The 23,262-nt window shown below is 61.6% G+C and carries 17 protein-coding genes, 1 tRNA gene and 1 riboswitch; of the genes, 9 read left to right on the top strand and 9 right to left on the bottom strand.

The window, feature by feature from the left end; translation table 11 throughout:
- Window positions 1–844, bottom strand: an 844-nt coding sequence (locus ACYP01_RS17125; protein ID WP_459681403.1) for a DMT family transporter, incomplete at its 3' end; no start/stop codon positions are given.
- 213 nt (window positions 845–1,057) lie between these two features.
- Here ACYP01_RS17125 and ACYP01_RS17130 point away from each other — a divergent pair.
- Both ACYP01_RS17130 and trxA read left to right on the top strand, forming a co-directional pair.
- A complete protein-coding gene (locus ACYP01_RS17130) occupies window positions 1,058–2,053 on the top strand; it encodes a helix-turn-helix domain-containing protein (RefSeq protein ID WP_003944097.1) in 996 nt (331 codons plus the stop codon).
- 74 nt (window positions 2,054–2,127) lie between these two features.
- Window positions 2,128–2,499 (top strand): thioredoxin, encoded by a 372-nt coding sequence (trxA, locus tag ACYP01_RS17135; RefSeq protein WP_003944106.1) that lies wholly within the window; start codon window positions 2,128–2,130, stop codon window positions 2,497–2,499.
- 58 nt (window positions 2,500–2,557) lie between these two features.
- Here the strand turns inward: trxA and polA are convergent, their stop codons facing one another.
- Complete coding sequence (polA, locus tag ACYP01_RS17140) at window positions 2,558–5,305, bottom strand: DNA polymerase I (RefSeq protein WP_459681406.1); 2,748 nt, start codon at window positions 5,303–5,305, stop codon at window positions 2,558–2,560.
- A 303-nt stretch (window positions 5,306–5,608) separates the two neighbouring features.
- On the opposite strand from polA, the gene ACYP01_RS17145 reads away from it, so the two are divergent.
- From ACYP01_RS17145 to ACYP01_RS17160, 4 genes are read left to right on the top strand one after another with little or no spacing between them, the layout of a single operon-like run.
- Window positions 5,609–6,919 (top strand): branched-chain amino acid ABC transporter permease, encoded by a 1,311-nt coding sequence (locus ACYP01_RS17145; protein WP_037126618.1) that lies wholly within the window; start codon window positions 5,609–5,611, stop codon window positions 6,917–6,919.
- Between the two features lie 5 nt (window positions 6,920–6,924).
- The gene (locus ACYP01_RS17150) at window positions 6,925–7,914 is read left to right on the top strand and encodes a branched-chain amino acid ABC transporter permease (RefSeq protein WP_003944088.1); all 990 of its coding nucleotides are present in this window, start codon (window positions 6,925–6,927) and stop codon (window positions 7,912–7,914) included.
- Window positions 7,907–8,935, top strand: coding sequence for an ABC transporter ATP-binding protein (locus ACYP01_RS17155; RefSeq protein ID WP_007728722.1), 1,029 nt, complete (start codon window positions 7,907–7,909; stop codon window positions 8,933–8,935). The genes ACYP01_RS17150 and ACYP01_RS17155 overlap by 8 nt, the downstream gene beginning before the upstream one ends.
- Window positions 8,932–9,738, top strand: a complete 807-nt coding sequence (locus tag ACYP01_RS17160; RefSeq protein ID WP_007728720.1) for an ABC transporter ATP-binding protein — start codon at window positions 8,932–8,934, stop codon at window positions 9,736–9,738. Before ACYP01_RS17155 ends, ACYP01_RS17160 begins: the two co-directional genes overlap by 4 nt.
- 71 nt (window positions 9,739–9,809) lie before the next feature.
- On the opposite strand, the gene ACYP01_RS17165 is transcribed toward ACYP01_RS17160, so the two are convergent.
- Both ACYP01_RS17165 and ACYP01_RS17170 read right to left on the bottom strand, forming a co-directional pair.
- The gene (locus ACYP01_RS17165; protein WP_003944031.1) at window positions 9,810–11,141 is read right to left on the bottom strand and encodes an ABC transporter substrate-binding protein; all 1,332 of its coding nucleotides are present in this window, start codon (window positions 11,139–11,141) and stop codon (window positions 9,810–9,812) included.
- A gap of 218 nt (window positions 11,142–11,359) precedes the next feature.
- On the bottom strand, window positions 11,360–11,977 hold the full coding sequence (locus ACYP01_RS17170; protein ID WP_003944029.1) for an ANTAR domain-containing response regulator: 618 nt from the start codon (window positions 11,975–11,977) through the stop codon (window positions 11,360–11,362).
- 107 nt (window positions 11,978–12,084) lie between these two features.
- Between ACYP01_RS17170 and ACYP01_RS17175 the strand changes: the two genes are divergently transcribed.
- Window positions 12,085–12,161 (top strand) — tRNA-Leu (locus ACYP01_RS17175).
- A gap of 75 nt (window positions 12,162–12,236) precedes the next feature.
- On the top strand, window positions 12,237–12,869 hold the full coding sequence (locus tag ACYP01_RS17180; RefSeq protein ID WP_459681411.1) for an AMIN-like domain-containing (lipo)protein: 633 nt from the start codon (window positions 12,237–12,239) through the stop codon (window positions 12,867–12,869).
- 111 nt (window positions 12,870–12,980) lie between these two features.
- On the opposite strand, the gene ACYP01_RS17185 is transcribed toward ACYP01_RS17180, so the two are convergent.
- Window positions 12,981–13,952, bottom strand: coding sequence for a bifunctional 5,10-methylenetetrahydrofolate dehydrogenase/5,10-methenyltetrahydrofolate cyclohydrolase (locus ACYP01_RS17185; protein WP_459681413.1), 972 nt, complete (start codon window positions 13,950–13,952; stop codon window positions 12,981–12,983).
- A 22-nt stretch (window positions 13,953–13,974) separates the two neighbouring features.
- Window positions 13,975–14,055: riboswitch (ZMP/ZTP riboswitch) on the bottom strand.
- Window positions 14,056–14,229: 174 nt separating this feature from the next.
- On the opposite strand from ACYP01_RS17185, the gene ACYP01_RS17190 reads away from it, so the two are divergent.
- A complete protein-coding gene (locus ACYP01_RS17190) occupies window positions 14,230–14,733 on the top strand; it encodes an SRPBCC domain-containing protein (RefSeq protein ID WP_003944006.1) in 504 nt (167 codons plus the stop codon).
- A gap of 33 nt (window positions 14,734–14,766) precedes the next feature.
- Here the strand turns inward: ACYP01_RS17190 and ACYP01_RS17195 are convergent, their stop codons facing one another.
- The 4 genes from ACYP01_RS17195 to gltB all read right to left on the bottom strand — a co-directional run bounded on the left by ACYP01_RS17195 (window position 14,767) and on the right by gltB (window position 23,144).
- Window positions 14,767–15,648, bottom strand: coding sequence for an acyl-CoA thioesterase (locus ACYP01_RS17195; RefSeq protein ID WP_003944096.1), 882 nt, complete (start codon window positions 15,646–15,648; stop codon window positions 14,767–14,769).
- The gene (gene pyk, locus ACYP01_RS17200) at window positions 15,649–17,067 is read right to left on the bottom strand and encodes a pyruvate kinase (RefSeq protein ID WP_003944038.1); all 1,419 of its coding nucleotides are present in this window, start codon (window positions 17,065–17,067) and stop codon (window positions 15,649–15,651) included.
- A gap of 82 nt (window positions 17,068–17,149) precedes the next feature.
- Window positions 17,150–18,652 carry a glutamate synthase subunit beta gene (locus ACYP01_RS17205; protein ID WP_404649694.1) on the bottom strand — a complete coding sequence of 501 codons (1,503 nt, stop codon included), beginning with the start codon at window positions 18,650–18,652 and terminating at the stop codon, window positions 17,150–17,152.
- Complete coding sequence (gene gltB / locus ACYP01_RS17210; RefSeq protein ID WP_404649695.1) at window positions 18,645–23,144, bottom strand: glutamate synthase large subunit; 4,500 nt, start codon at window positions 23,142–23,144, stop codon at window positions 18,645–18,647. The genes ACYP01_RS17205 and gltB overlap by 8 nt, the downstream gene beginning before the upstream one ends.
- Window positions 23,145–23,262: the final 118 nt, after the last annotated feature.

Raw genomic sequence — 23,262 nt, forward strand, 5'->3', positions numbered from 1 at the left:
TTCCCGCGATCACCGCGAGTGCACCAACCGGCTGATTCCAGCCAACGCTTTCGTTCAAGACTATTGCGCCGAGAGCGACGCCCACCACTGGACTGAGATAAGTGACGGTGGACGCCGCAGTCGGCCCCCACCCCTGAACGACATTGGTGTTCCAGATGAATGCGAGCCCGGTCCCCAGTGCGCCCAGAGCGATCATCGACAGGACAATTGCCGGCGTCAGGTGCATCGGTCTATTCGCGATGACCGGTGAGGCCAGAACCATCACGAAAGCTCCGATACTGATCTGTAATAGCGCGACCGTACGAGTGTCGACGCCGAGAGGAAGCACGAAACGCCTGAGGTAGACAAACGAAATCCCGTACGACGCAGTCGCTCCCAGGCAAGCGACCTGAGCACTCACACTTCCGCCAACGCCGAGATTCCACGGCGCCAATACGATCAGCACCCCACCGAATCCGAGAAGCAACCCCAGCGACTTGTATCGCGTCAGCGTCTCCCCCGGCAGAAAGGCAAGGGAGACAGCCATAGTCATCAGTGGCGTGGTGGCGTTGTAGATGCTCGCGAGTCCCGAGGACATGTTTTGCTCGGCCCAACTGAACAGCAGCCACGGAACGATGCATTGCGTCGCTGCGAGAAAAGCCAGGTGCTTCCAGACACGAAATTCCCTCGGTAGGCCGATCCGGCTGACCGCTGACACGAGAACCAGCGCGAGCGCACCGAAGACCAAGCGCCACAGAACTACCTGCGTGAAGGACAGACCTTCGAGCCCGATCTTCATGAAGAGGAAACTGGCTCCCCACACCACCGCAGCTGCGGTGTATTGAAAGGCCAGACTTGCCCTCAAAGGGTGAAGTCTCCGTGCGGACTGACGTCGTGACGAGTGTCGGGCGTTCGGCCGGCAAGAGCTAGTACGTTCAGGACCAGTAGGACCAAGAGGCTGACGACGATGATTGCCATGTGTCCAGCCTGACGGAATGTCCCACGTGGCAGTAGTGGCAGAAAAGCCAGACTTGGACGATTTTCTGCCACTTTCCCGTTTTTCTGTCACACTCGAAAGATGCTCGCGAAAGTGGTGGTCCCACTGATGCCGATGACCGAGGCGTTCGAACTCGGCGTGGCATGTGAAGTCTTCGGCTTCGACCGATCCGACGACGGCCTCCCCACGTACGACTTCTCGCTGATCGCCGCAGTTCCGGGCCCGATCCGAACGCGGTTCGGTTACAACATCGATGTTCCGTACAACCTCGATTCTCTCGACGACGCCGATCTCATCGTCGTGTCCGCCGGCGGAACCTACGACGCCGGCGACGCGTACATGTGCTCACCGAGTCCCGACTCGAGTGTCGATCCCCTGTTGGTCAAACTCAACGAGGCCGTAGCCCGGGGCGCCAAGGTGGCGAGTCTGTGCACCGGAGCGTTCGTCCTCGGGGCGGCTGGACTACTGGACGGAAGGCGATGCACGACGCATTGGCGGCATGCAGAGAGGCTTGCCCAGACGTATCCGGAAGCCAAGGTCGATCCGGACGTGTTGTACGTGGACGAAGATCCGGTGTTCACCAGCGCAGGCACCGCGGCAGGAATCGACCTGTGCCTGCACATCGTCCGAAAAGAACAGGGTTCTCGCGTTGCCAATGGCATCGCGAGAAGGATGGTGGTGCCGCCCCATCGTGACGGTGGGCAAGCCCAGTACGTTGCCACTCCCCTCGCCTCGACGCCGAGTGCAACCCTTGCCCCGCTACTCGACTGGATGACGGAGAACCTCGCCCTCGACCTCACTGTGGGCATGGTCGCGGCCCGCGCGAACATGTCCGCGCGCACGTTCGCGCGCCGTTTCCAAGCGGAAACGGGAACAACCCCCGCCCGCTGGCTCAGCGATCAGCGAGTACTGGCCGCCCAACACCTCCTCGAGAATTCCGACCTCTCCGTCGACGTCATCGCAGAACGCGTCGGATTCGGCGGCGGTGCCGTGCTTCGCCAGCACTTCATTCGTCTGCGTTGCACCACGCCGCAGGCCTACCGCCGGACGTTTCGGGCGACCGAGAACGCAAGCTGAAATCGGCTCAGGGAAGAATCAGCGGTTCCGGGGCGTTGCACACACCAACAGCCCGCACAATGGAAAGGACCCCTGTGGCCACCCAGACACTCACCCAGCAGAACTTCGACGAAACGATCAACGGCAGCGACGTCGTCCTCGTGGACTTCTGGGCCTCCTGGTGCGGCCCGTGCCGCCAGTTCGCACCGACGTTCGAAGCCTCTTCGGAGAAGCATGCCGACGTCGTTCACGCCAAGGTCGACACCGAGGCCGAGCAGGGAATCGCAGCGGCCGCCAACATCCGCTCCATCCCCACGATCATGGCCTTCCGCGAAGGCGTACTCGTGTTCAACCAGGCCGGCGCGCTTCCCGCCGCTCAGCTCGAAGAGCTCGTCACTCAGGTCAAGGCACTCGACATGGACGAGGTCCGCAAGCAGATCGCAGAGCAGACCGCATCTGCTGAATAGCGTGAAATGGCTGGGCCGGAATCGAAGTCGATTCCGGCCCAGCCTTTTTCGTTGCTGCCTAGTGAGCCGCGCTGTCCCAGCTTCGACCGGTTCCCACCGAAACATCCAGGGGTACCGACAGCTCGATGGCTGTGGCCATCTTGTCCTTGACCAGCGCGGTGACCTCCTCCAACTCGGAGGCAACCACTTCGAGCACCAATTCGTCGTGCACCTGCAACAGCATGCGCGACGTCAATCCGGCGTCGGCGAGAGCCTTCTGCACATTGATCATCGCCACCTTGATGATGTCGGCCGCAGTGCCCTGGATCGGCGCATTGAGGGCAGCACGTTCGGCAACCTCACGACGCTGACGGTTGTCGCTGTTGAGGTCCGGCAGGTAGCGACGACGACCGTAGAGCGTCGAGGTGTAGCCGTCCTTACGTGCCTGCTCGACCACCGCGTGGAGGTAATCCCGCACGCCGCCGAAACGAGCGAAGTACGCATCCATCTGCTGCTTCGCTTCTTCGGTCGAAATCTTCAGCTGCGACGCCAATCCGTAGGCACTGAGCCCGTAGGCCAGACCGTACGACATCGCCTTGACCCGGCGACGCAGTTCGGGAGTCACCTCTTCGATCGGTACACCGAATGCACGCGAGCCGACAAAACTGTGCAGGTCCTCACCGGTGTTGAATGCCTCGATCAGCCCCTCGTCGCCTGACACGTGCGCCATGATGCGCATTTCGATCTGGCTGTAGTCGGCAGTGAGCAGAACGTCGAACCCTTGCCCGACTACGAATCCGTCGCGAATCTCGCGCCCCGCGTCGTTTCGCACCGGGATGTTCTGCAAGTTCGGATCGGTCGACGACAGGCGTCCGGTCGCGGCAACCGTCTGATTGAACGTCGTGTGAATGCGTCCGTCTTCGGCTACGGCCTTGAGAAGACCGTCGACGGTCACCTTCATACGCGTCGCATCACGATGCGCGAGAAGGTGTTCGAGGAACGGGTGTCCTGTCTTGTCGAACAGACCCTGCAACGCCTCGGCGTCGGTGGTGTAGCCCGTCTTCGTCTTCTTCGTCTTGGGCATGTCGAGTTCTTCGAACAAGACCACCTGCAGTTGCTTCGGCGAACCCAGGTTGATCTGCTTGTCGATCACCTCGTAGGCGGAGTTTGCGGCGTCGGCGACCTGGGAGGCGAAACGGCTCTGAAGATCGTGCAGATGCGCGCTGTCGACGGCGATGCCGGTGGCCTCGATCTGAGCGAGCTCGATCGTCAACGGCAGTTCCATGTCGGAGAGGAGCGACTTGGACTCGATCGACTCCAACTCGGTGTCGAGTGCAGCTGCCAAGTCGAGAACGGCCTGAGCGCTGAGCATCGCGGTCTCGGCCGCTTCGGCATCGAGCTGCTCGGTGTCGTCGAGCAGTGAAAGCTGTTCCTGGCCGGATGTTTCGGCGCGCAGTTCACGCTTGAGGTAGCGGAGCGAGAGGTCGTCGAGATTGAAGCTGCGCTGGCCCGGCCGGACGAGGTACGCGGCCAGAGCAGTGTCGCTGGTCAGTCCACCGAGCGTCCAACCACGCCCACGCAGAGCATGGATCGCCCACTTGGCTTCGTGCAGCGCCTTCGGCTGCGATGCGTCGGCGAGCCAATCACCGAGAGCTGCTTCGTCTTCCGGTGTTGCCGTCGACGCCGCGATGTATGCACATTCACCGTCGGAGGCCGCGATCGCGAGTGCAGTGACGTCGCCGGCGAACGGAGTTCTGGTTCCGAGCACCGTCACGCCGTGACGCTCACCGGTTCGCGCGTGGGCGTCGAGCCACGCGGCAACCGCACCCGGGGCGAGTGCGTCGCCGCTGACCTCGAACCCTTCCTCTGCTTCGGGCTCGGACGACGACAGGGTCGCGAACAGTCGATCGCGGAGAACCTTGAACTCGAGATCGTCGAACAACGCATGAATCTTCTCGCGGTCCCACGGGGCCAACACCAACTGCTCGGGCGTGTACGGCAAGGGAACGTCGCGAACCATTTCGGTGAGCTGACGATTGAGCAAGACGTTCGCGAGGTTCTCCCGCAGTGAGTCGCCCACCTTGCCGCGGACCTTGTCCACGTTGTCTACCAGTCCCTGCAGGTCGCCGTACTCACGGATCCACTTGGTGGCGGTCTTCTCGCCGACGCCGGGGATGCCGGGGAGGTTGTCACTCGGGTCGCCGCGCAGGGCAGCAAAATCCGGATACTGCGACGGGCTGAGGCTGTACTTCTCCTCGACGGCCGTCGGTGTGAATCGGGTGAGCTCCGAGACGCCCTTCTTCGGGTAGAGCACAGTGACGTTGTCGGTCACCAGTTGCAGCGAGTCACGGTCACCGGTCACGACGAGAACCCGGTATCCGAGTGCCTCCGCCTGCGTGGTCAAGGTGGCGATCACGTCGTCGGCTTCGAAACCTTCCTCGGCCATGACCGGGATGCCCAGCGCGCCGAGAACGTCCTTGGTGATGTCGATCTGGCCCTTGAATTCGTCCGGAGCCTTCGCGCGCTGCGCCTTGTATTCGGGGAACAGGTCGGCGCGAAACGTCTGACGCGACACGTCGAAAGCCGCGGCCAAGTGGGTGGGCTGCTCGTCACGAAGAAGGTTGATCAACATCGACGTGAAGCCGTACACCGCGTTGGTGGCCTGCCCACTGTGTGTCTTGAAGTTCTCTGCAGGCAGCGCATAGAAGGCGCGAAATGCCAACGAATGCCCGTCGAGAAGCATCAGAAGAGGGCGATCGTCCGCCTTGCCGGTGGTGCCGGCTGAAGCGGTGGACGTGCTGGACCGAGTTGTGGTTGCGGGGCTCACGGTTCATCAGTCTAGGGATCGCGACCGACATCGACGCCTTCGCCGTTGTTTACGCAGGAACAGACACAAGAATCGGACAATTGATGCAGCCTTCGGCCTTCGATACGGAACCGAAACATCCCGGAAATCTCAGAACCCCATCTGAAGCGAACGGAGCCGTTAGAGTCCGGAAATCGCAGCAACGAAACAATCCCTGTGCTGCGCGGCACCTTTGTCCAGACGCGCTATTCCCGACCCGCTCGGAGGACGTACGTGGCCCCACCCGTAGTGAAACGGCAGACCCTCGCGACACTCAGCCGACTACTGGCCTTTGCATTACTGACGTTCTTCGCATTACTCAGCCTGGCCGGAATTGCTTCGGCTCAGGAACCGACCACTTCCCCTACACCGCCGACCCCGACAGCATCCGCAACACCGACAGCACCGGTTCCCGACAACGCTGTCCCCGTCAGCGGCAATCTCAACAACGGCGGCACACGCCTCGAGGGCGTCACCGTCCGTGCACTCGATTCTTCCGGCACGGAAGTCGCCACCGGAGAATCGGCATCGAACGGCCGTTGGGAACTGGCCGTGGCACCGGGCACCTACACCTTCGAGATCGTTGCCGACACACTTCCCGACGGGGTCAGTGTGCAAGCCGCTGTCGAACGCGAGGTGGTGGCCGGCCGCGCGAACACCGTGATCTTCTCGTTCGGCGAGGTACGTACCGCCTCGAATGTCAGCTTCGGCGAGAAGCTGATCCGCACGACGGTCGACGGTCTGCGGTTCGGCCTCGTGATCGCGATCGCCGGTGTGGGTTTGAGCCTGATCTACGGCACCACTGGCCTGACCAACTTCGCTCACGGCGAGATGGTGACGTTGGGAGCCGTTGCTGCCTGGGTGATCAACACGTCCTTCGGCGTTCCGCTGATTCCCGCCACGATCCTCGCGATCTTCGTCGGCATCGGCATCGGCCTGCTGACCAACGGAATCGTCTGGAAACCACTGCGTAAGCGCAAGACCGGGTTGATCGCGCAATTGGTGGTCTCGATCGGTCTCGCGATTTCATTGCGCTACTTGATCCTGATCTTCTTCTCCGACCGCGCCGAACCGTTCGACGACTACCAGGGCCAGGTCGAGAAGAACTGGGGCCCGATCGCACTGACCGACGCCAACGCGATAGTCATGATCGTCAGTCTGGTCGTCCTGGTCGGCGTCGCACTGCTTCTGCAGAAGACTCGCATCGGAAAGGCCATGCGCGCCGTCTCCGACAATCGGGACCTCGCCGCTTCGTCCGGAATCAACGTCGAGCGCGTGATCATGTTCGTCTGGGGTCTCGGCGGCGGATTGGCCGCACTCGGCGGCGTGCTGTTCGGTATCTCCGAACTCGGCGGACGCGTCCAGTGGGAAATGGGCTTCAAACTGTTGCTGCTCATGTTCGCCGGAATCACACTCGGTGGTCTGGGAACCGCGTACGGAGCGCTACTCGGCTGCGTCATCGTCGGACTTCTGGTCCAACTCTCGACGCTCATCATCAACCCAGACCTCAAATACATCGGCGGACTTCTCGTCTTGATCGTGATCCTCGTGGTTCGCCCTCAGGGCATCCTCGGATCCAGACAAAGGATCGGGTGACGAATATGGACATCATGGGAGCTTTCCAGGTTTCCTTCGCCCAGCTGATCGGGCCGTCGGCAATCTTCTACGCACTGTTGGCAATCGGGTTGAACCTGCACTTCGGCTACGCCGGACTGCTCAATTTCGGTCAGATCGGTTTTGCCCTTCTCGGCGGCTACGGCGTCGGCATCATGACCGTGACCTACGACCAGCCGTTGTGGCTCGGCATCCTCGTCGGACTCACCGCAGCCGGCCTTCTCGCGCTCGTGCTCGGTATTCCGACGCTGCGTCTGCGCGCCGACTATCTCGCCATCGTCACCATCGCGGCCTCGGAGATCCTGCGTCTGATCTTCCGTTCGACCGCGTCGGATTCGGTGACCGGTTCCACCAATGGCCTGTTCGGTTTCGCAGACCCGTTCACCGCACTGAGCCCCTTCGACTCGGCCAAGCAGTACTCATTTCTCGGCGTGAAGTTCTACGGAGACGACCTCTGGTCGATGGTCGTGGGGTGGACGCTGGTCTTGATCTTGTGCGGATTCGTCTACCTGTTGACGCACAGTCCGTGGGGGCGCGTCCTCAAGGCGGTACGCGAAGACGAGGACGCAGCGCGATCGTTGGGCAAGAACGTGTTCGTGTACAAGATGCAGGCGCTGGTTCTCGGCGGCGTGATCGGTGGTCTAGCCGGGGTGTTCAACGCCCTGCAGACCAAGTCCATCAACCCGGATTTCTACTCGACCGCGCAGACGTTCTTCGCGTTCGGCGCACTGATTCTGGGCGGGGCGGCAACGGTGTTCGGCCCGGTGGTCGGCGCGATGTTGTTCTGGTTCCTCCTGGCCATTCCCGACGCCTTGTTGCGTCAGGCGATCTCCGGCGAGAATCCGCTGCTCTCGCTGACCGAACAACAGGTCGGAGCCACCAGGTATGTCCTGCTCGGATTGATGATTGCTCTCCTGATGGTCTTCAGACCGCAGGGAATACTGGGTAACAAGCGGGAGGTGCAACTCAATGCTTGACGCCGATACCAGAGCACAGATCTTTGCCGACGTTCCTCACCTTCCCGGATCGGCGAAACCCGACCCGGTGTTGGTCGCTGACAACGTCTCGCGGACGTTCGGCGGTCTCAAGGCCGTCGACGTCGATCACCTCGAAATTCAACGAGGGTGCATCACGGGTCTGATCGGTCCCAACGGTGCCGGAAAAACGACGCTCTTCAACCTCCTTACCGGATTCGACCGGCCGGACACCGGTACGTGGTCGATGGACGGTCAATCGCTGGGCCGCATGTATCCCCACCAGGTAGCCAGGAAAGGAGTGGTACGGACGTTCCAGTTGACCAAGGCGCTCTCCAAACTCACCGTGCTGGACAACGTACGTCTCGGTGCCACCGGCCAACGTGGTGAACGCATTTTTGCATCTCTCGTCCCGTGGATCTGGAAAGGCCAGGAACGCGAGATCACCGATCGCGCCAACGAACTCCTCGCACGATTCAAACTCGACACCAAGGCAGACGACCTCGCCGGTTCACTCTCCGGTGGGCAGCGCAAACTGCTCGAAATGGCTCGCGCACTCATGACCTCGCCCTCGGTGGTGATGCTCGACGAACCGATGGCTGGGGTCAATCCTGCTCTGACGCAAAGCCTGCTCGGACACATCAAGTCATTGCGCGACGACGGAATGACCGTCGTGTTCGTCGAGCACGACATGGACGTGATCCGAGATATCAGCGATTGGGTGGTGGTCATGGCGCAGGGCAGCGTCATCGCCGAATCCACCCCGGACGAGCTCTCGTCCAATACTGCCGTCGTCGACGCATATCTGGGCAGCCACCATGACCAGGCCCTCGAGTTCGACGACAACGGAAATCCGGTGGGCGAGACGGCCGTTCTGGCCGCCGCCCTCGCTGAAGCTGAGGTCGAAACCCTCGAGTCGGGCGGGGACCTGTCGGAACCCGACGTCGACAACCTTCCGGCCGATCTCGCCGCGACGCTGGAATCGAGTCCCGAGGAACCGCGCGGAAGGCACGAGAAGCCATGAGCGAGAACCACGCACGTTCACTCACGCCTGCAGAGTTCGCCGCGACGGCCGAGGAGCATCAGCGACTGTCGGCAGGTGCCCTGCTCCGCGCCGACAGCCTCGTCGCGGGCTACATTCCCGGCGTCAACATCCTGCGTGAATGCAACTTCTTCCTGAAGGAAGGGGAAATCGTCGGGATCATCGGACCGAACGGCGCAGGCAAATCGACACTCCTGAAATCACTGTTCGGACTGATACCGGTACGCGAAGGGTCGGTCACCCTACGCGAGGACAACATCACGTCTGCGCCCGCTCACGTCCTCGTTCAGAAGGGAGTCGGGTACGTCCCTCAGACACAGAACGTCTTTCAGACTCTGACCATCGAAGAAAACCTCGAGATGGGCATTTATCTGCGGCCCAAGGCATTCGCGGAACGATTCGCCTTCGTGAGTGAACTGTTCCCTCTTCTGAGTGAACGACGAAAGGTGAAGGCCGGCGCACTCTCCGGCGGCGAACGCCAGATGGTCGCGATGGGCCGGGCCCTGATGATGGATCCGTCGGTGCTGCTGCTCGACGAACCGTCCGCGGGCCTGTCCCCCATGTTCCAGGACGAGGTGTTCATCCGCTGCAAGAAGATCAATGCTGCGGGTGTCTCGGTCATCATGGTCGAGCAGAACGCGCGCCGCTGCCTTCAGATCTGCGACCGCGGTTACGTACTCGATCAGGGTAAGAACGCGTACACCGACACCGGCGCCAATCTGATGAACGACCCCAAGGTGATCGAGTTGTACTTGGGAACGCTCGCCGGAAGCAAAGAGAAGTAGGACAGACACGAGAATGGGCCAGGGTCTCGCGACCCTGGCCCATTCTCGTTGGCTGCTTACTTGCCCACGACTTACTTGCCCACCACCACGAATCCTTCTGTGGTCAGGGTGTTCTCAGGGCCGAACTTGAGCTTTCCGTACGAACCGATGGACGGCTCCCCCGAATCGTTGAAGTCCAACTCACCGGTGATGCCGTCGTAGTCGATGTCGGTTCCCGCCTTCACCAACGGCAGGCACTCGACGTAGGACGTGCACTTGGTGCCGCCTTCGGTGACGCTGTTGATGTTGGCCGCGATGTCGGTACCGGCCGTCGACTTCGCCTGCTCGGCAGCGAGCGCTGAGATCACCACCGCGTCGTACGACTCTCCGGCGTAGTTGAAGTCGATCAGAGAGGGGTTCACAGCCTTCAAACGATCCTGGAAGGCAGCTCCGACGTCCGTCAGGGGCGTGGTTCCCTGCATGGTGTCGAGCAACGGCTTCGCCACGGATTCGCCGAGAGCGTTACCCATGTTGCCGTCGACGCCGTACATCGCCATTCCGTCCGACGGGCCGATGCCCACTTCGTGCATGCGCGTGATGATCTTCGCCGACTCCTCGAAGCCCACCAATGCCACTGCATCCGGATTGAAGTTCTTGACTTGATCGACTTCGGAGTTGAACGACTGCGCGTTCGGGTCGTAGATGATCTTCTCGATCTGATCGGAGGGGACACCCGAATCGATCAGATTCTTTTCGATGTTGTCCGCCAGACCCGTCCCGTACGGGTCGTTGAGGGCCATGATCGCTACGCGCTGACCACCGTCGTCCGAAATGAGCTGTGCGACGGCCTGAGCCTGCAGTACGTCCGTCGGAGCGGTGCGGAAGTACATGCCCTTGTCGGGGTAGCAGACGAATTGGTCCGAGGTGTTGGCAGGCGAGAACATCACGACGCCTGCGCTGGCGATCTTGTCGATCACCTTGAGCGAGACCGAGGACGACGCGGCGCCGACGATGACCTGAGTGCCTGCAGCCAATTCGCGGTCGACGGTGGTATTGGCGGTGTCCGTTGTGGTGTCACCCGAATCGCCGGGAATCAGCTGGACCGGTTGGCCGAGAACGCCTCCGGCTGCATTGACGTCGTTGACTCCCAGCTGGGTGCCCGCGACCATCGGCGGCCCGAGGAAGGACAAGCTGCCTGTATCGGGAAGAAGCGTGCCGATGCGCAGCGCTTCCGTGGACGGGGTGGCGCCGGCCTTGGCCTGCTCCGGGGTGCAATCAGTCGTGACGGATGTCGTCGCGGCAGAAGCGCCGGACGTAGAGCCACTCGAAGACGAGTCATCCGACTTGTCCGAGCTACAGCCTGCAAGTGCCAGTGATGCCGCGCCGAGAACTGCAGCAGTACGCACAAGTGTTCGTCTAGCCATCCCACGCTCCTAAGATCAGCCGGTGCTCGCGCCACCCGAACTGGCGCTCGCTGTGGGATCAGACGCTAGACCTTGGAACCGTTTCGCGATCCTTCAAGAAAGCCCTGTGACCTGACTGTTATCTGAAGGTGCACAGTGTTTACACGGCTGTAGCGCTGCGCGACGTTTCGACGGGCGACGCAGCCACTCAGTGCAGCCGGATAACCCGGACACTTTGCTCAAGCGTCCGGTTCACCGCCCAGAGTTTCCAGTACGACCTGTGCGACCGCCTTCATCGTGGAGCGCCGATCCATCGCGGCGCGCTGAATCCACTTGAACGCCTCAGGTTCGGTGAGCGCTTGGCGAACCATCAGAACACTCTTGGCTCGCTCGATCAGCTTGCGTGCTTCGAGCCGGTCCGAAAGATCAGCGACCTCACGCTCGAGCGCCGTCACCTCGCGGAAACGACTGACCGCCAATTCGACAGCGGGAACGAGGTCACTGATCGAGAACGGCTTGACCAAGTAAGCCATGGCGCCGGCATCGCGTGCGCGCTCGACCAACTCGCGCTGACTGAACGCTGTGAGAATGACAACAGGAGCGATGCGTTTGGCGGCAATCTCCGAAGCGGCGTCGATGCCGTCTCTCCTGGGCATTTTCACGTCCATGATGACCAGATCAGGCTTGAGCGACTCGGCCAACTCCACCGCGACCTGCCCGTCACCCGCCTCACCGACGACGTCGTAGCCCTCTTCGCGGAGCATCTCGACCAGATCCATGCGGATCAACGCCTCGTCTTCAGCGACGACAACACGACGGGGTGCGAGCTGATTGCCTTGCGGCTGCGGCGAATTCATGGCCACCATCCTCCTCCATCGAACCGCCCCGACACGAGACGCGAACGATTAGAGGGTACCGGTGTTTGACATTGAAATCGCATCTTCTAATGTAGTCATCGCAACAAGCCCTCGTATCCCAATTGGCAGAGGAAACGGATTCAAAACCCGTCCAGTGTGAGTTCGAGTCTCACCGAGGGCACCACCTGCCGCAGCTGGCCGCACCGCAAGGTTTCGGCATTCGGCTGTACCCCAGATCGACCGCCGTTAGATTCGATCCATGAACGGTCGTCGCCTGATTGCTCTGCTCGGAGCCATATCGATTCTCGCGCTGCTCACCGGGTGTCAAACAGACGGCCAATCCGACACTGCCGGCGAATCCAACACTGCCGGCGAATCTTCCACCCAGACCGTCCTTGATGCTGCAACACAGACAGGCACCCTTCAGGTCGGCACTCCCCCGATCGATGCCCCACCAACCGAGATCTCCACGCTTGCTCCGTTCCCGAACGACACGGAGATCCCTTCACCGAATCCGCGCGTCGACGTGACCGAGATCGACGTAACCGATCACGATGGTTTCACCCGAATCACCTACCGATTCGACGGAAATGGATCAGTGTTCTGGAAAACCGAATACGTCAGTGAAGCAATCCGAGCGGGTGACAGCACAGTCGTGGACGTCGGAAGTCGATCGATACTTCAAGTCGACCTGATGGGAGTCCAATCGGATTCGTCGCTCAACTCCGTGTCTCACGAGGGCGAAAACATCACGCGCATAGACAGTGCAGCCAGGAACAGTGCGATCCTGCAGTCGTTTGTCGGCACGGTCGACATCCGTCCGGCATACACCGTATCGACATCCGATTCACCGTCCCAGTTGACGATCGACATCCCCAAGGCAGACAGCTGACTGTCGAATACCCAATTGCGCGCTCAGCTCAGCCATTCCAGCGCAGCGGTGCTCGACGCGGTAATTCGGTAATCGCGGGGCGGATGAATACTCCGTCTCGAAACCGAGGTCTCACAATCGATCCGAGGCGATTGCGGGGTCCGGTTCAACACGACTGTCATGATTTTCACTACATGCCCGAACTTCCGCTGCTCGAACTGCTGCTGCCAGTGTTTGTTCCAGCAGGACTGCCACCGTCATGGGGCCGACGCCACCCGGCACCGGTGTGATCGCACCGGCATGTGGGAGCGCAGCGGCGTACTCCACATCTCCGACGTTGCCCTCGTTGTACCCCGCATCGATCACCACTGCCCCAGGCTTGATCCACGTCCCTTTGATCAGTTCCGGAACACCGACGGCCGCGATGACGACGTCTGCCGAGGCGACGTGGGCGGCCAGGTCGACGGTGCGCGAATGGCAGTATGTCACCGTTGCGCCTCGACGCAGGAGGAGCATTCCCATCGGCAATCCGAGTATCGGGCTTCGGCCGACCACGACAGCATGCTTTCCGGTGAGTTCGACGCCTGTGGCGTCGAGCAGGCGCAGGATGCCACTCGGTGTACATGATTCGAATCCCCCACCGGTCAACGCCATTGCCGCGAACGCTGCCGAGGTAACGCCGTCAACGTCTTTGTCGGCCGAGATGGCATCGAACGCGGCCCGTTCGTCGATGTGGCCTGTCGCCGGGTGTTGCAGCAGTATGCCGTCGATCGAAGGGTCCGCCGACAACGCTCTCAGCACGTCGACCAGTTCTTCGGTGGTTGTACTCACCGGGAGTTCGACCGTCCGCGACGTCATTCCGACGGCGACAGATCGTTTGGCCTTCATCTGTACATACGCCTTCGAGGCCGGGTCCGCTCCCACGATGACGGCGGCCAGGCAAGGAACGTGCCCCGCCTCATCACGAAACTGCCTGGTGCGCACTGACAGGTCCGCGAGCGCAGCATCGGCAATTGCGCGTCCGTCGATTATTCGAGCGGCCACGTTCTGGCTGGGCAGATTTTCGGTAGACAGATTTTCGGTGGGCCGATTCTCGATAGACATGGATCCCCTTCACACAAGATGTGTGAAGCACCCAGGCGGTCGATGCCTCGCGATGTGCACTCCCCGGTGGTAATTCCCACCCGCGCCAGTCGTGCGTGGTCAGCGTACCGCGCGTTTGTCTCACTGCCACGAAACGCATCCGGAACGCCGCTCTCAAAACGAGACAAATCGACATAACCTATCAATAGGTAACGATCTGACCTGCAGTTATTCCATCCCAAGCAATTAGATGGCACGATGGGGGCAACCGCACGGGCACCAAGCATTGGAGGCACCGATGGACAACGGCAAGATAAACCTGACCTATGACGGTCGGGTGTCACTGAGCTTCCAACTGGCAATTCCGCACGCACCGGACAAGGTCTGGAAAGTGATAACGGAACGCGAGTACCTCGACGCCTGGTTCCCGGCGGACGTCGATTTCAATCTCACTCCAGGCGCGGATCTGCTGTTCAAGGTGACCCCGGAACAAGTCGAGCGATTCGGACTGCCAGCAGATCACGTGACGCGCGGGACGGTCATCAGCGTCCACCCGCACCGAATTCTCGAATTCCTCTGGGACGCAGATACTCTGCATTGGGAACTGGCACCGGACGGCACCGGCGGTTGCTGGCTGACCCTCACCCACACGATGGAAGACGAAGAGTCCGCGTACGCCCACGCTGCCGGCTGGCACGCGGGCTTGGAAGTTGTTGCGGCCCAACTCGATGGACGCGAAGTCGACTGGTCTCCGTGGGACCGCGCCGACGAACTCTCACCGCAATATCGCAAGTCTGCTTGATTCTGGGCCCGAGTTCAGTCTCGGGCCCGCATCTCATTCCCCTTTGCGCGGGAAATGCCTGATCATTCCTTCTTGGACCACCGTCGCCAACAGCAGTCCTTCCACCGAGAAGTACCGTCCGGTTGCCAGACCGCGCGAACCTGCGGCGACCGGCGATTCGGTGGCGTACAGAACCCAGTCGGTGAACCGGAACGGGCGATGGAACCAGATCGAATGATTGACCGTCGCCGCGACGATACGATCATGACCCCAGGACAAACCATGAGTGGTCAGAATCGAATCGAGCACGGTGGTGTCGGACGAATATGCCAGCGTCGCAGCGTGAATGAGCGAATCGTCCGGCAGATCACCGTCGGGGCGCATCCACACCCGATTGTGGTTGAGTTTCTCGCCGGTGCCCTTGAGGATCCACGCCGGATCGTTGGCGTACCGCATGTCGATCGGCTTGAGCGCCGCACTGAAATGCGGCAGTTTTTCCTCGTACCCCACCAAATGATCGCCGATGGGAGGCAACGACTCCGGAAGTGGAACATCCGGGATCTCGACAGCATGGTCGAGCCCCTTGCCGGAGTCCTGGAACGCCGCGAGCATCACGAACAATTCGTTCTCACCCTGATAGGCAGTCACCTGACGGTTGGCGAACGCCCGCCCGTCGCGATGACGATCCACCCGATACTCGATGGGCGCCTTGACATCTCCGCCGCGAATGAAATGGGCATTCACCGCATGGATGGGGCGATCACCGTCGACGGTCCGCCCGGCGGCCATCAGTGCCTGAGACACCAACTGACCGCCGAACGTCCGCGAACCTACCTGTTTCGGGTGGTATCCACGGAACGCGTCTTCACCGATCTGCTCCAGATCCAACAGACCGAGGAGAGTACCGAGGTCGGTGGACGCGTTCGCGTGGGTCACTCAGTGGTCCTCTTCGCCGATACGGTGGACGTGAATGAGGTTGGTGGAACCGACAGTTCCCGGAGGGGATCCGGCAACGATGACCACGAGGTCGCCCTTGACGTACCGCCCGAGGGAGAGCAACGCACTGTCCACCTGACGCACCATCTCGTCGGTGGTGGCCACCGCATCGACCAGGAACGTCTCGGTTCCCCACGTCAGCGTCAGCTGACTGCGCACCGCGGGCAGCGGTGTGAAGGCGAGCAACGGCAGCGGCGTGTGCAGACGAGCCAGTCGACGCACCGTGTCACCGGACTGAGTGAACGCAACCAAGGCCTTGGCGTCGAGACGTTCGCCGATGTCGCGTGCTGCGTACGAGATGACACCGCGCTTGGTGCGCGGGACGTGGGTCAACGGTGGGACACGGGTTGATTCGTTCTCGACGGCCTCGACGATGCGGGCCATGGTGCGAACGGTTTCCATGACGTACTTGCCCACCGAAGTCTCGCCCGAGAGCATGACTGCGTCGGCGCCGTCGAGAACGGCGTTGGCGACATCGGATGCCTCTGCGCGAGTGGGACGTGAGTTCTCGATCATCGACTCGAGCATCTGCGTCGCGACGATGACCGGCTTCGCGTTCTCACGAGCAATCTGGATTGCGCGCTTCTGAACGAGCGGGACCTGCTCGAGCGGCAACTCGACACCGAGGTCACCGCGGGCGACCATGACGGCGTCGAACGCGAGCACGATGGCTTCGAGATTGTCGATGGCCTCGGGCTTCTCGAGCTTCGCGATGACGGGAACGCGGCGCCCGACTCGATCCATGATGGCGTGAACCAATTCGACGTCCGCCGGTGAGCGAACGAAGGAGAGTGCAATGAAGTCGACGCCCAACTTGAGAGCGAACTCGAGGTCGGCGATGTCCTTGCCCGACAGGGCTGGAACGGAGACGTTCATACCGGGCAGTGAGAGGCCCTTGTTGTTGCTGACCGGACCGCCTTCGGTGACCCGACAGACGACGTCGTTGCCGTCGATGGACGTGACGACCAGGCCGACCTTTCCGTCGTCGACCAGCAGTCGATCGCCGGCCTTGGCGTCGCGCGCCAATTCCTTGTACGTGGTCCCGACGCGATCGTGCGTTCCCTCGACGTCGTCGACGGTGATACGAACCTCTTCACCGTTGGCCCAGGTGGTCCGCTCGTCCTTGAATCGGCCGAGGCGAATCTTGGGCCCCTGAAGGTCGGCGAGAACACCGACGGCCTTTCCGGTGGCGTCCGACGCGGCGCGGACGCGAATGTAGTTTTCTTCGTGATCGGCATGCTCGCCGTGGCTGAAGTTGAGGCGCGCCACGTCCATGCCGCTCTCCACGAGCTCACGGATGCGGTCGCCAGAAGCTGTCGCAGGTCCAAGTGTGCATACAATTTTTGTCCGTCGGTTCACGGCTCGAGCCTAGTCGCTACCCCACCGCACTTCTATCCGGCATTTGCGACCTGCACTTTCTGTACTTACTCGATTCAGTTGGTCAGCTCACGAACAGCGGAAATGCCTTTGGATGAACCGGAGCCGGAAGCGCCGACTCGCCTGTGAGAAACACGTCGACGGCACGTGCGGCCGACCGTCCCTCGGCAATCGCCCAAACGACCAGCGACGCCCCGCGATGCGCGTCGCCGCAGACGAATACGCCGGGTGTCCGGGTCTGCCACCCGACATCACACTCGATTCTGCCGAGTGGATCGGTGCCGACATCAAGGTCGGTGAGCAGCGGGGCGGTTTCGACGCCGTCGAAACCCAGAGCGAGCAGGACCATCTCGCACACCAGATCCGTCGTGTCGCCGGTCTCCACCAGGGTCCGTTGTCCGTCCTTCGCTCGTGACACGGCTACCGGAACCATCCGGATTGCGCGGACCGCACCCCCACCGTCGTCGAGAAATTCCTGCGCCGCCCATCGGAATCGTTTGTCACTGCCCTCCTCGTCCGCCGGCGAGGTGCGCAGGACCCGCGGCCACAACGGCCATGGGTCGCGATCTCGATCGCGGCGTGCCGGAGGTGGGACGTGGCAATCCAATTCCGTCACCGAGAGCGCACCCTGGCGATGCACCGTGCCGAGGCAGTCGGCGGCCGTGTCGCCGCCACCGATGATCACGACGTTCTTACCTCGCGCCGAGATGCTCGACGCACCGTCACCCTCGCATTCGCGGTTGGCCGCACGCAGGTACGTCATCGCACGATGGATTCCGCGAAGACTACGACCCGGTACGTCGGTGTCTCTGGCACGATCAGCCCCGACCGCCAGGACTACCGCCTCGAATTCCGTCGAGAGGTCGTGCGCGCTCACGTTCACTCCGACGGCGCAGTCGGTGACGAACCTGGTCCCCTCGGCGGTCAGTTGGTCCAGCCGCCGGTTGATGAGGGCCTTGGGCAACTTGAATTCCGGAATTCCGTAGCGAAGCAGTCCCCCGATCCGATCGCTCCGCTCGAACACCGTGACACTGTGTCCGGCTCGTGTCAGTTGTTGAGCTGCGGCCAGTCCCGCCGGTCCCGAACCGACAACCGCAACACAGTTTCCGCTGTGAACTACCGGTGCCTGCGGCCCCAACCAACCCGACTCCCAGGCGTTGTCGACGATTGCCTGTTCGATGCGCTTGATGGTGACACCCCCCGACGTGTGCTCGCCGTCGAGTGCGAGAACGCACGCCGTTTCGCACGGTGCGGGGCACAGATGTCCGGTGAACTCGGGGAAATTGTTGGTGGAATGCAGATTCTCCGAGGCTTCGGACCACCGTCCACGCCGAACCAGGTCGTTCCATTCCGGAATGAGATTGCCGAGCGGACACCCCACATCGGCCGAATGGCAGTACGGCACAGCGCAGTCCATGCAACGCGAGGCCTGTGCAGATACGTCTCGATTTCGCACGACGGGATCCAGCGACTCGTCTACCGACGCCCAGTCGCCGACACGCACATCGGGCGGTCTGGTCGGTGCGTCGGATCGTTTCACGTTGAGGAACCCGCGTGGGTCAGGCATGAGCCGGCTCCACCAGTTGGTTCTCTTCCACGACCTTCTGATAATCGACAGGCAAGACTTTGGTGAATCTCGGACTCTGTCCACCCCAGTCGTCGAGTAGTTTCGCCGCCACCGGCGAACCGGTAGCGGCCAAATGCGCGCCGAGAATGTCGACCAGCTGACGACAGTCTTCCGCCGAGGGCTGCTCCAGAACGACCATGTCGCGGTTGACCTTTTCTGCCTTCACGTCGAGTACGAAGGCAAGTCCGCCGGACATTCCCGCAGCAAGGTTCCTACCGGTTGGGCCGATGATGACGATGCGACCCCCGGTCATGTACTCGCACGCATGGTCGCCGACGCCTTCCACCACAGCGACCGCACCCGAGTTGCGCACCGCGAATCGTTCCCCGACACGCCCCCGGGCATAGAGCGCACCGCTCGTAGCGCCGTACAGCAGCGTATTGCCGGCAATCACCTGCTCCTCGGCCACGAAGGGTGCGTCCTCACTCGGCCGAAGCGCGATTCGTCCACCCGAGAGCCCCTTTCCCACGTAATCGTTTGCATCGCCGACGACGACCAGCGAGATGCCCGGTGGCAGGAACGCACCGAGTGACTGGCCTGCCGTTCCACGGAGCATGACGTCGATGGTGCCTTGAGGTAGCCCGACGGCGCCGTAGCGTCTGGTCACCTCAGCGCCCAGCCTCGTTCCCACCGCTCGATCCGTATTGTGTACTGGCAGTTCGATATGCACGGGTCGAGCGTCCTCGAGGGAGTTCGCAGCCAACTTGATCAGGGTGCGTTCGAGTTCGCTCGAAGTAGGTACATACGGTTGGTAGGCCGCGCCGGCCGGCGCGGCCGGAACGTCGAAGAGTGGTGAGAGGTCCAACGTGCGACTCTTCCAATGTGCCACCGCCGGAGACATTTCCAATACGTCTGCGTGCCCCAGAGCATCGTCGATACTTCGAAACCCCAGTTCTGCCAACAGCCGTCGTACGTCGTCGGCGATGAAGCGAAAGAAGTTCTCGACGTACTCGGGTCGGCCGGTGAATCGCTCGCGCAGTTCGGGATTCTGCGTCGCTACTCCGACAGGGCAGGTGTCGAGGTGACATACCCGCATCATGACGCACCCGGCCGCGATGAGTGGCGCCGTGGAAAACCCGTACTCCTGCGCTCCCAGCAACGCGGCGACGACGACGTCCCGCGCCGTGCGCAAACCCCCGTCACACTGGACGACGATCCGATCGCGTAACCCGTTGAGCACCAGGGTCTGCTGAGTTTCGGCCAGCCCGATCTCCCACGGCGTACCCGCGTGGTGGATGGACGAGAGTGCCGCAGCACCCGTCCCGCCGTCGTGACCGGAGATCAGCACCACGTCGGCGTGCGCTTTGGCCACACCTGCCGCAACAGTCCCGACTCCGGCTGCGCTGACCAACTTCACGTGTATCCGCGCGCGATCGTTCGCGCATTTGAGGTCGTAGATCAATTGGGCGAGATCCTCGATCGAATAGATGTCGTGGTGCGGGGGCGGGGAAATGAGCCCGACTCCAGGTGTCGAGTACCGGGTTTCCGCGATCCACGGGTACACCTTGGACCCCGGAAGCTGCCCTCCTTCACCGGGCTTGGCACCTTGGGCCATCTTGATCTGAATGTCGGTGGCATTGACCAGGTAATCGCTGGTCACCCCGAAGCGCCCACTCGCGACCTGCTTGACTGCGCTTCGACGCTTGTCGTCACGCAACCGCTCCGGCGACTCTCCGCCCTCACCGGTGTTGGAACGCCCGCCGAGAGCATTCATCGCAACCGCCATCGTCTCGTGCGCCTCCGCAGAGAGGGAACCGTAGCTCATCGCACCGGTGTTGAATCGAGCGAGAATCAACTCGACGGGTTCGACCTGATCGAGCGGAATCGGCGGACGAACCTCACACCGAAATCGAATCAATCCCCGAAGTGTTCCGCCCTGCGCGCTCAGTCGATCGACTTCATCGCTGTAGCGACGAAACATCTCACTTCGCCCGGTCCGGGTCGCATGCTGAAGGAAGAACACGGATTCGGGTGTGAACACATGCAATTCACCATCGCGGCGATACCGGTATTGTCCGCTGTCGGTCAACTGACGATTGTCGAACTGACGATGCTGCACTGCGGACGACGAGAACGCAGCCGTGTGGCGCATCAGAACTTCGCGCGCGACTTCGGTGATACCGATCCCGCCGATCCGGCTTCGTGTGTTGCAGAAGTATTCGTCGACCAATTCTCGGCCCAAGCCCACTGCCTCGAATACCTGTGCGCCCGTGTAGGAGTGAACCGTAGCGATTCCCATCTTCGACATCACTTTGAGCACGCCGAAATTTGTTGCTCTCAGGTAGTTGTCCGACGCAGTCTTCGGATCTATCCCGGGAAGTTCGTCCTGCTCGCTGAGGGCTTGGACAGATTCGAGAGCAAGATACGGGTGGACAGCCGCCGCACCGTAGCCGATCAGCAGCGCGATGTGATGAACTTCGCGCGCGTCACCCGAGTCGACGACAAGGGAAACCTTGGTCCGCAGGCCATGACGAACCAGATCGTGGTGCACGGCTGATACTGCGAGCAATGACGGAATGGGAGCCTGCTCAGGGCCTGATCCACGGTCGGAGATCACCAGAATCTCGATACCGGCTGCGGCGGCTGTTCGGGCGGACTCACGAAGCCTCTCGACGCCTTCGGTGAGACTGCCCCTCGGATCGAAACCTCCCCGTAGGACAGCGCTTCTCGGAGTTCTTGCGCCGCATAGTTCGGCGACCTTCGCCATCTTCACCGGTCCGATCACCGGTTTATCGAGAACAATCCTTCGGCACGACAGCGCCGACGCTTCGAACAAGTTCTGCTCAGCGCCGAGGGTGACACCAAGCGTTGTGACGACTTCCTCGCGAATCGCGTCCAAAGGCGGGTTGGTCACCTGAGCAAAGAGCTGAATAAAGTAGTCGTACAACAGCTTCGGCCGATCCGAAAGAACGGCGAGAGGCGTGTCGACACCCATCGATCCCAACGGCTCCGATCCTGAGCTTGCCATCGGGACAAGAATGTCCCGCAGGTCCTCGGCGTGGTATCCGAAGAGCAACTGCCGTTGCAACAGCGGAGCCGGATCGCCTCGGGCAGGCGCAGTCTCGGGGATTTCCTCGAGGTCGACCAATCCCCCGTCGACCCAGTCCCGGTAGGGGGCTGTGCTCGCGAGTTCGGACTTGATCTCCGCATCGGAAACGATCCGATGGCGAGCGGTGTCCACGAGAAACATGCGTCCCGGTTCGAGGCGCCCCTTCTCCAACACCTCGGACGTGGGAGCGTCGAACACACCGCTCTCACTGGCCAACACGATACGGTCGTTCTTCATCCGCCACCATCGCCCTGGGCGAAGACCGTTGCGATCCAACACGGCCCCGACAACAATGCCGTCGCTGAACGTCACGGACGCCGGACCGTCCCACGGTTCCATCAGACAACCGTGAAATTGGTAGAAGGCCTTTATCTCGTCGGGCATCGAAGAATCGTTCTCCCAGGCTCCGGGAATCATCATCGCGATGGCGTGTTGCACACTGCGGCCCCCGAGCGTCAAAAGCTCCAGTACTTCGTCGAACGACGAAGAGTCGGATCCTCCCGGGGTGCAGATCGGAAACAGGCGATCGATGTCCCCACCTAAAAGTGTGCTCCGCAGCATCGGCTCGCGAGCGCGCATCCAATTCCTGTTTCCCACAATCGTATTGATCTCGCCGTTGTGGGCGATGCAGCGATACGGCTGAGCGAGTGGCCACGACGGAAATGTGTTCGTGGAGTATCGACTGTGCACTACTGCCAACGCAGTTCGCATTCGGTCGTCGCGTAGGTCGGTGAAGTAACCGGGTAACTGCGTCGGCGTCAGCATGCCCTTGTACACGATGGTTCGGGCGGACAACGAGGGGAAATACACTGCAGTGTCGGCACAGTGAATCCGCTCGGCTTGTCTCCTGAGGGCAAAGACTCGTCGGTCCAAGGCAATTCCGCCCACACTACGATCTCGTGACTCGGCGCACGTCACAAAACACTGACTGATGTACGGAGCGCACTGCGCGGCAACGGTTCCGACGCAGTCTCGGTCGACCGGCACCTCTCGCCACCCGATAATCTGCAGTCCTTCTGCCGCTGCGTACCGGTGTATCCGAACTACCGCGCGCCGACGTGCTTCCTGATCCACCGGGAGAAAGCAGTTTCCGGCCGCGTAGGTGTTCTCACCCATCGCGTTGGGTGGTGGAAGCTCGAACTCGGTCACCGCGTCGAAGAACTCCGTCGGCAGCTGAATCAGAATGCCCGCGCCGTCTCCGCTGTTGGATTCGCGCCCAACTGCGCCGCGATGGGAGAGATTGCCCAGGACCGCGAGCGCATCGTCGACAACGGAATGCAGGTGGCGTCCAGAGGTGTCTGCTACCACGGCTACACCACACGAATCGGTTTCCTGATCGGGGTCGTACAGGCCTCGAGGTTCAGGTATTCGAGAAAACGGCACTCGGCGACCTCCACGCGGACATGCAGCCGACGAGCGCTAGTTTATCAGCCCATAACCGCAGGTCGCGAGAGCAAAACGGTGACCCCCTGATAACGAGGCATCAGGGGGTCACACTTGC

The sequence above is a fragment of the Rhodococcus sp. no. 34 genome (assembly GCF_054589475.1).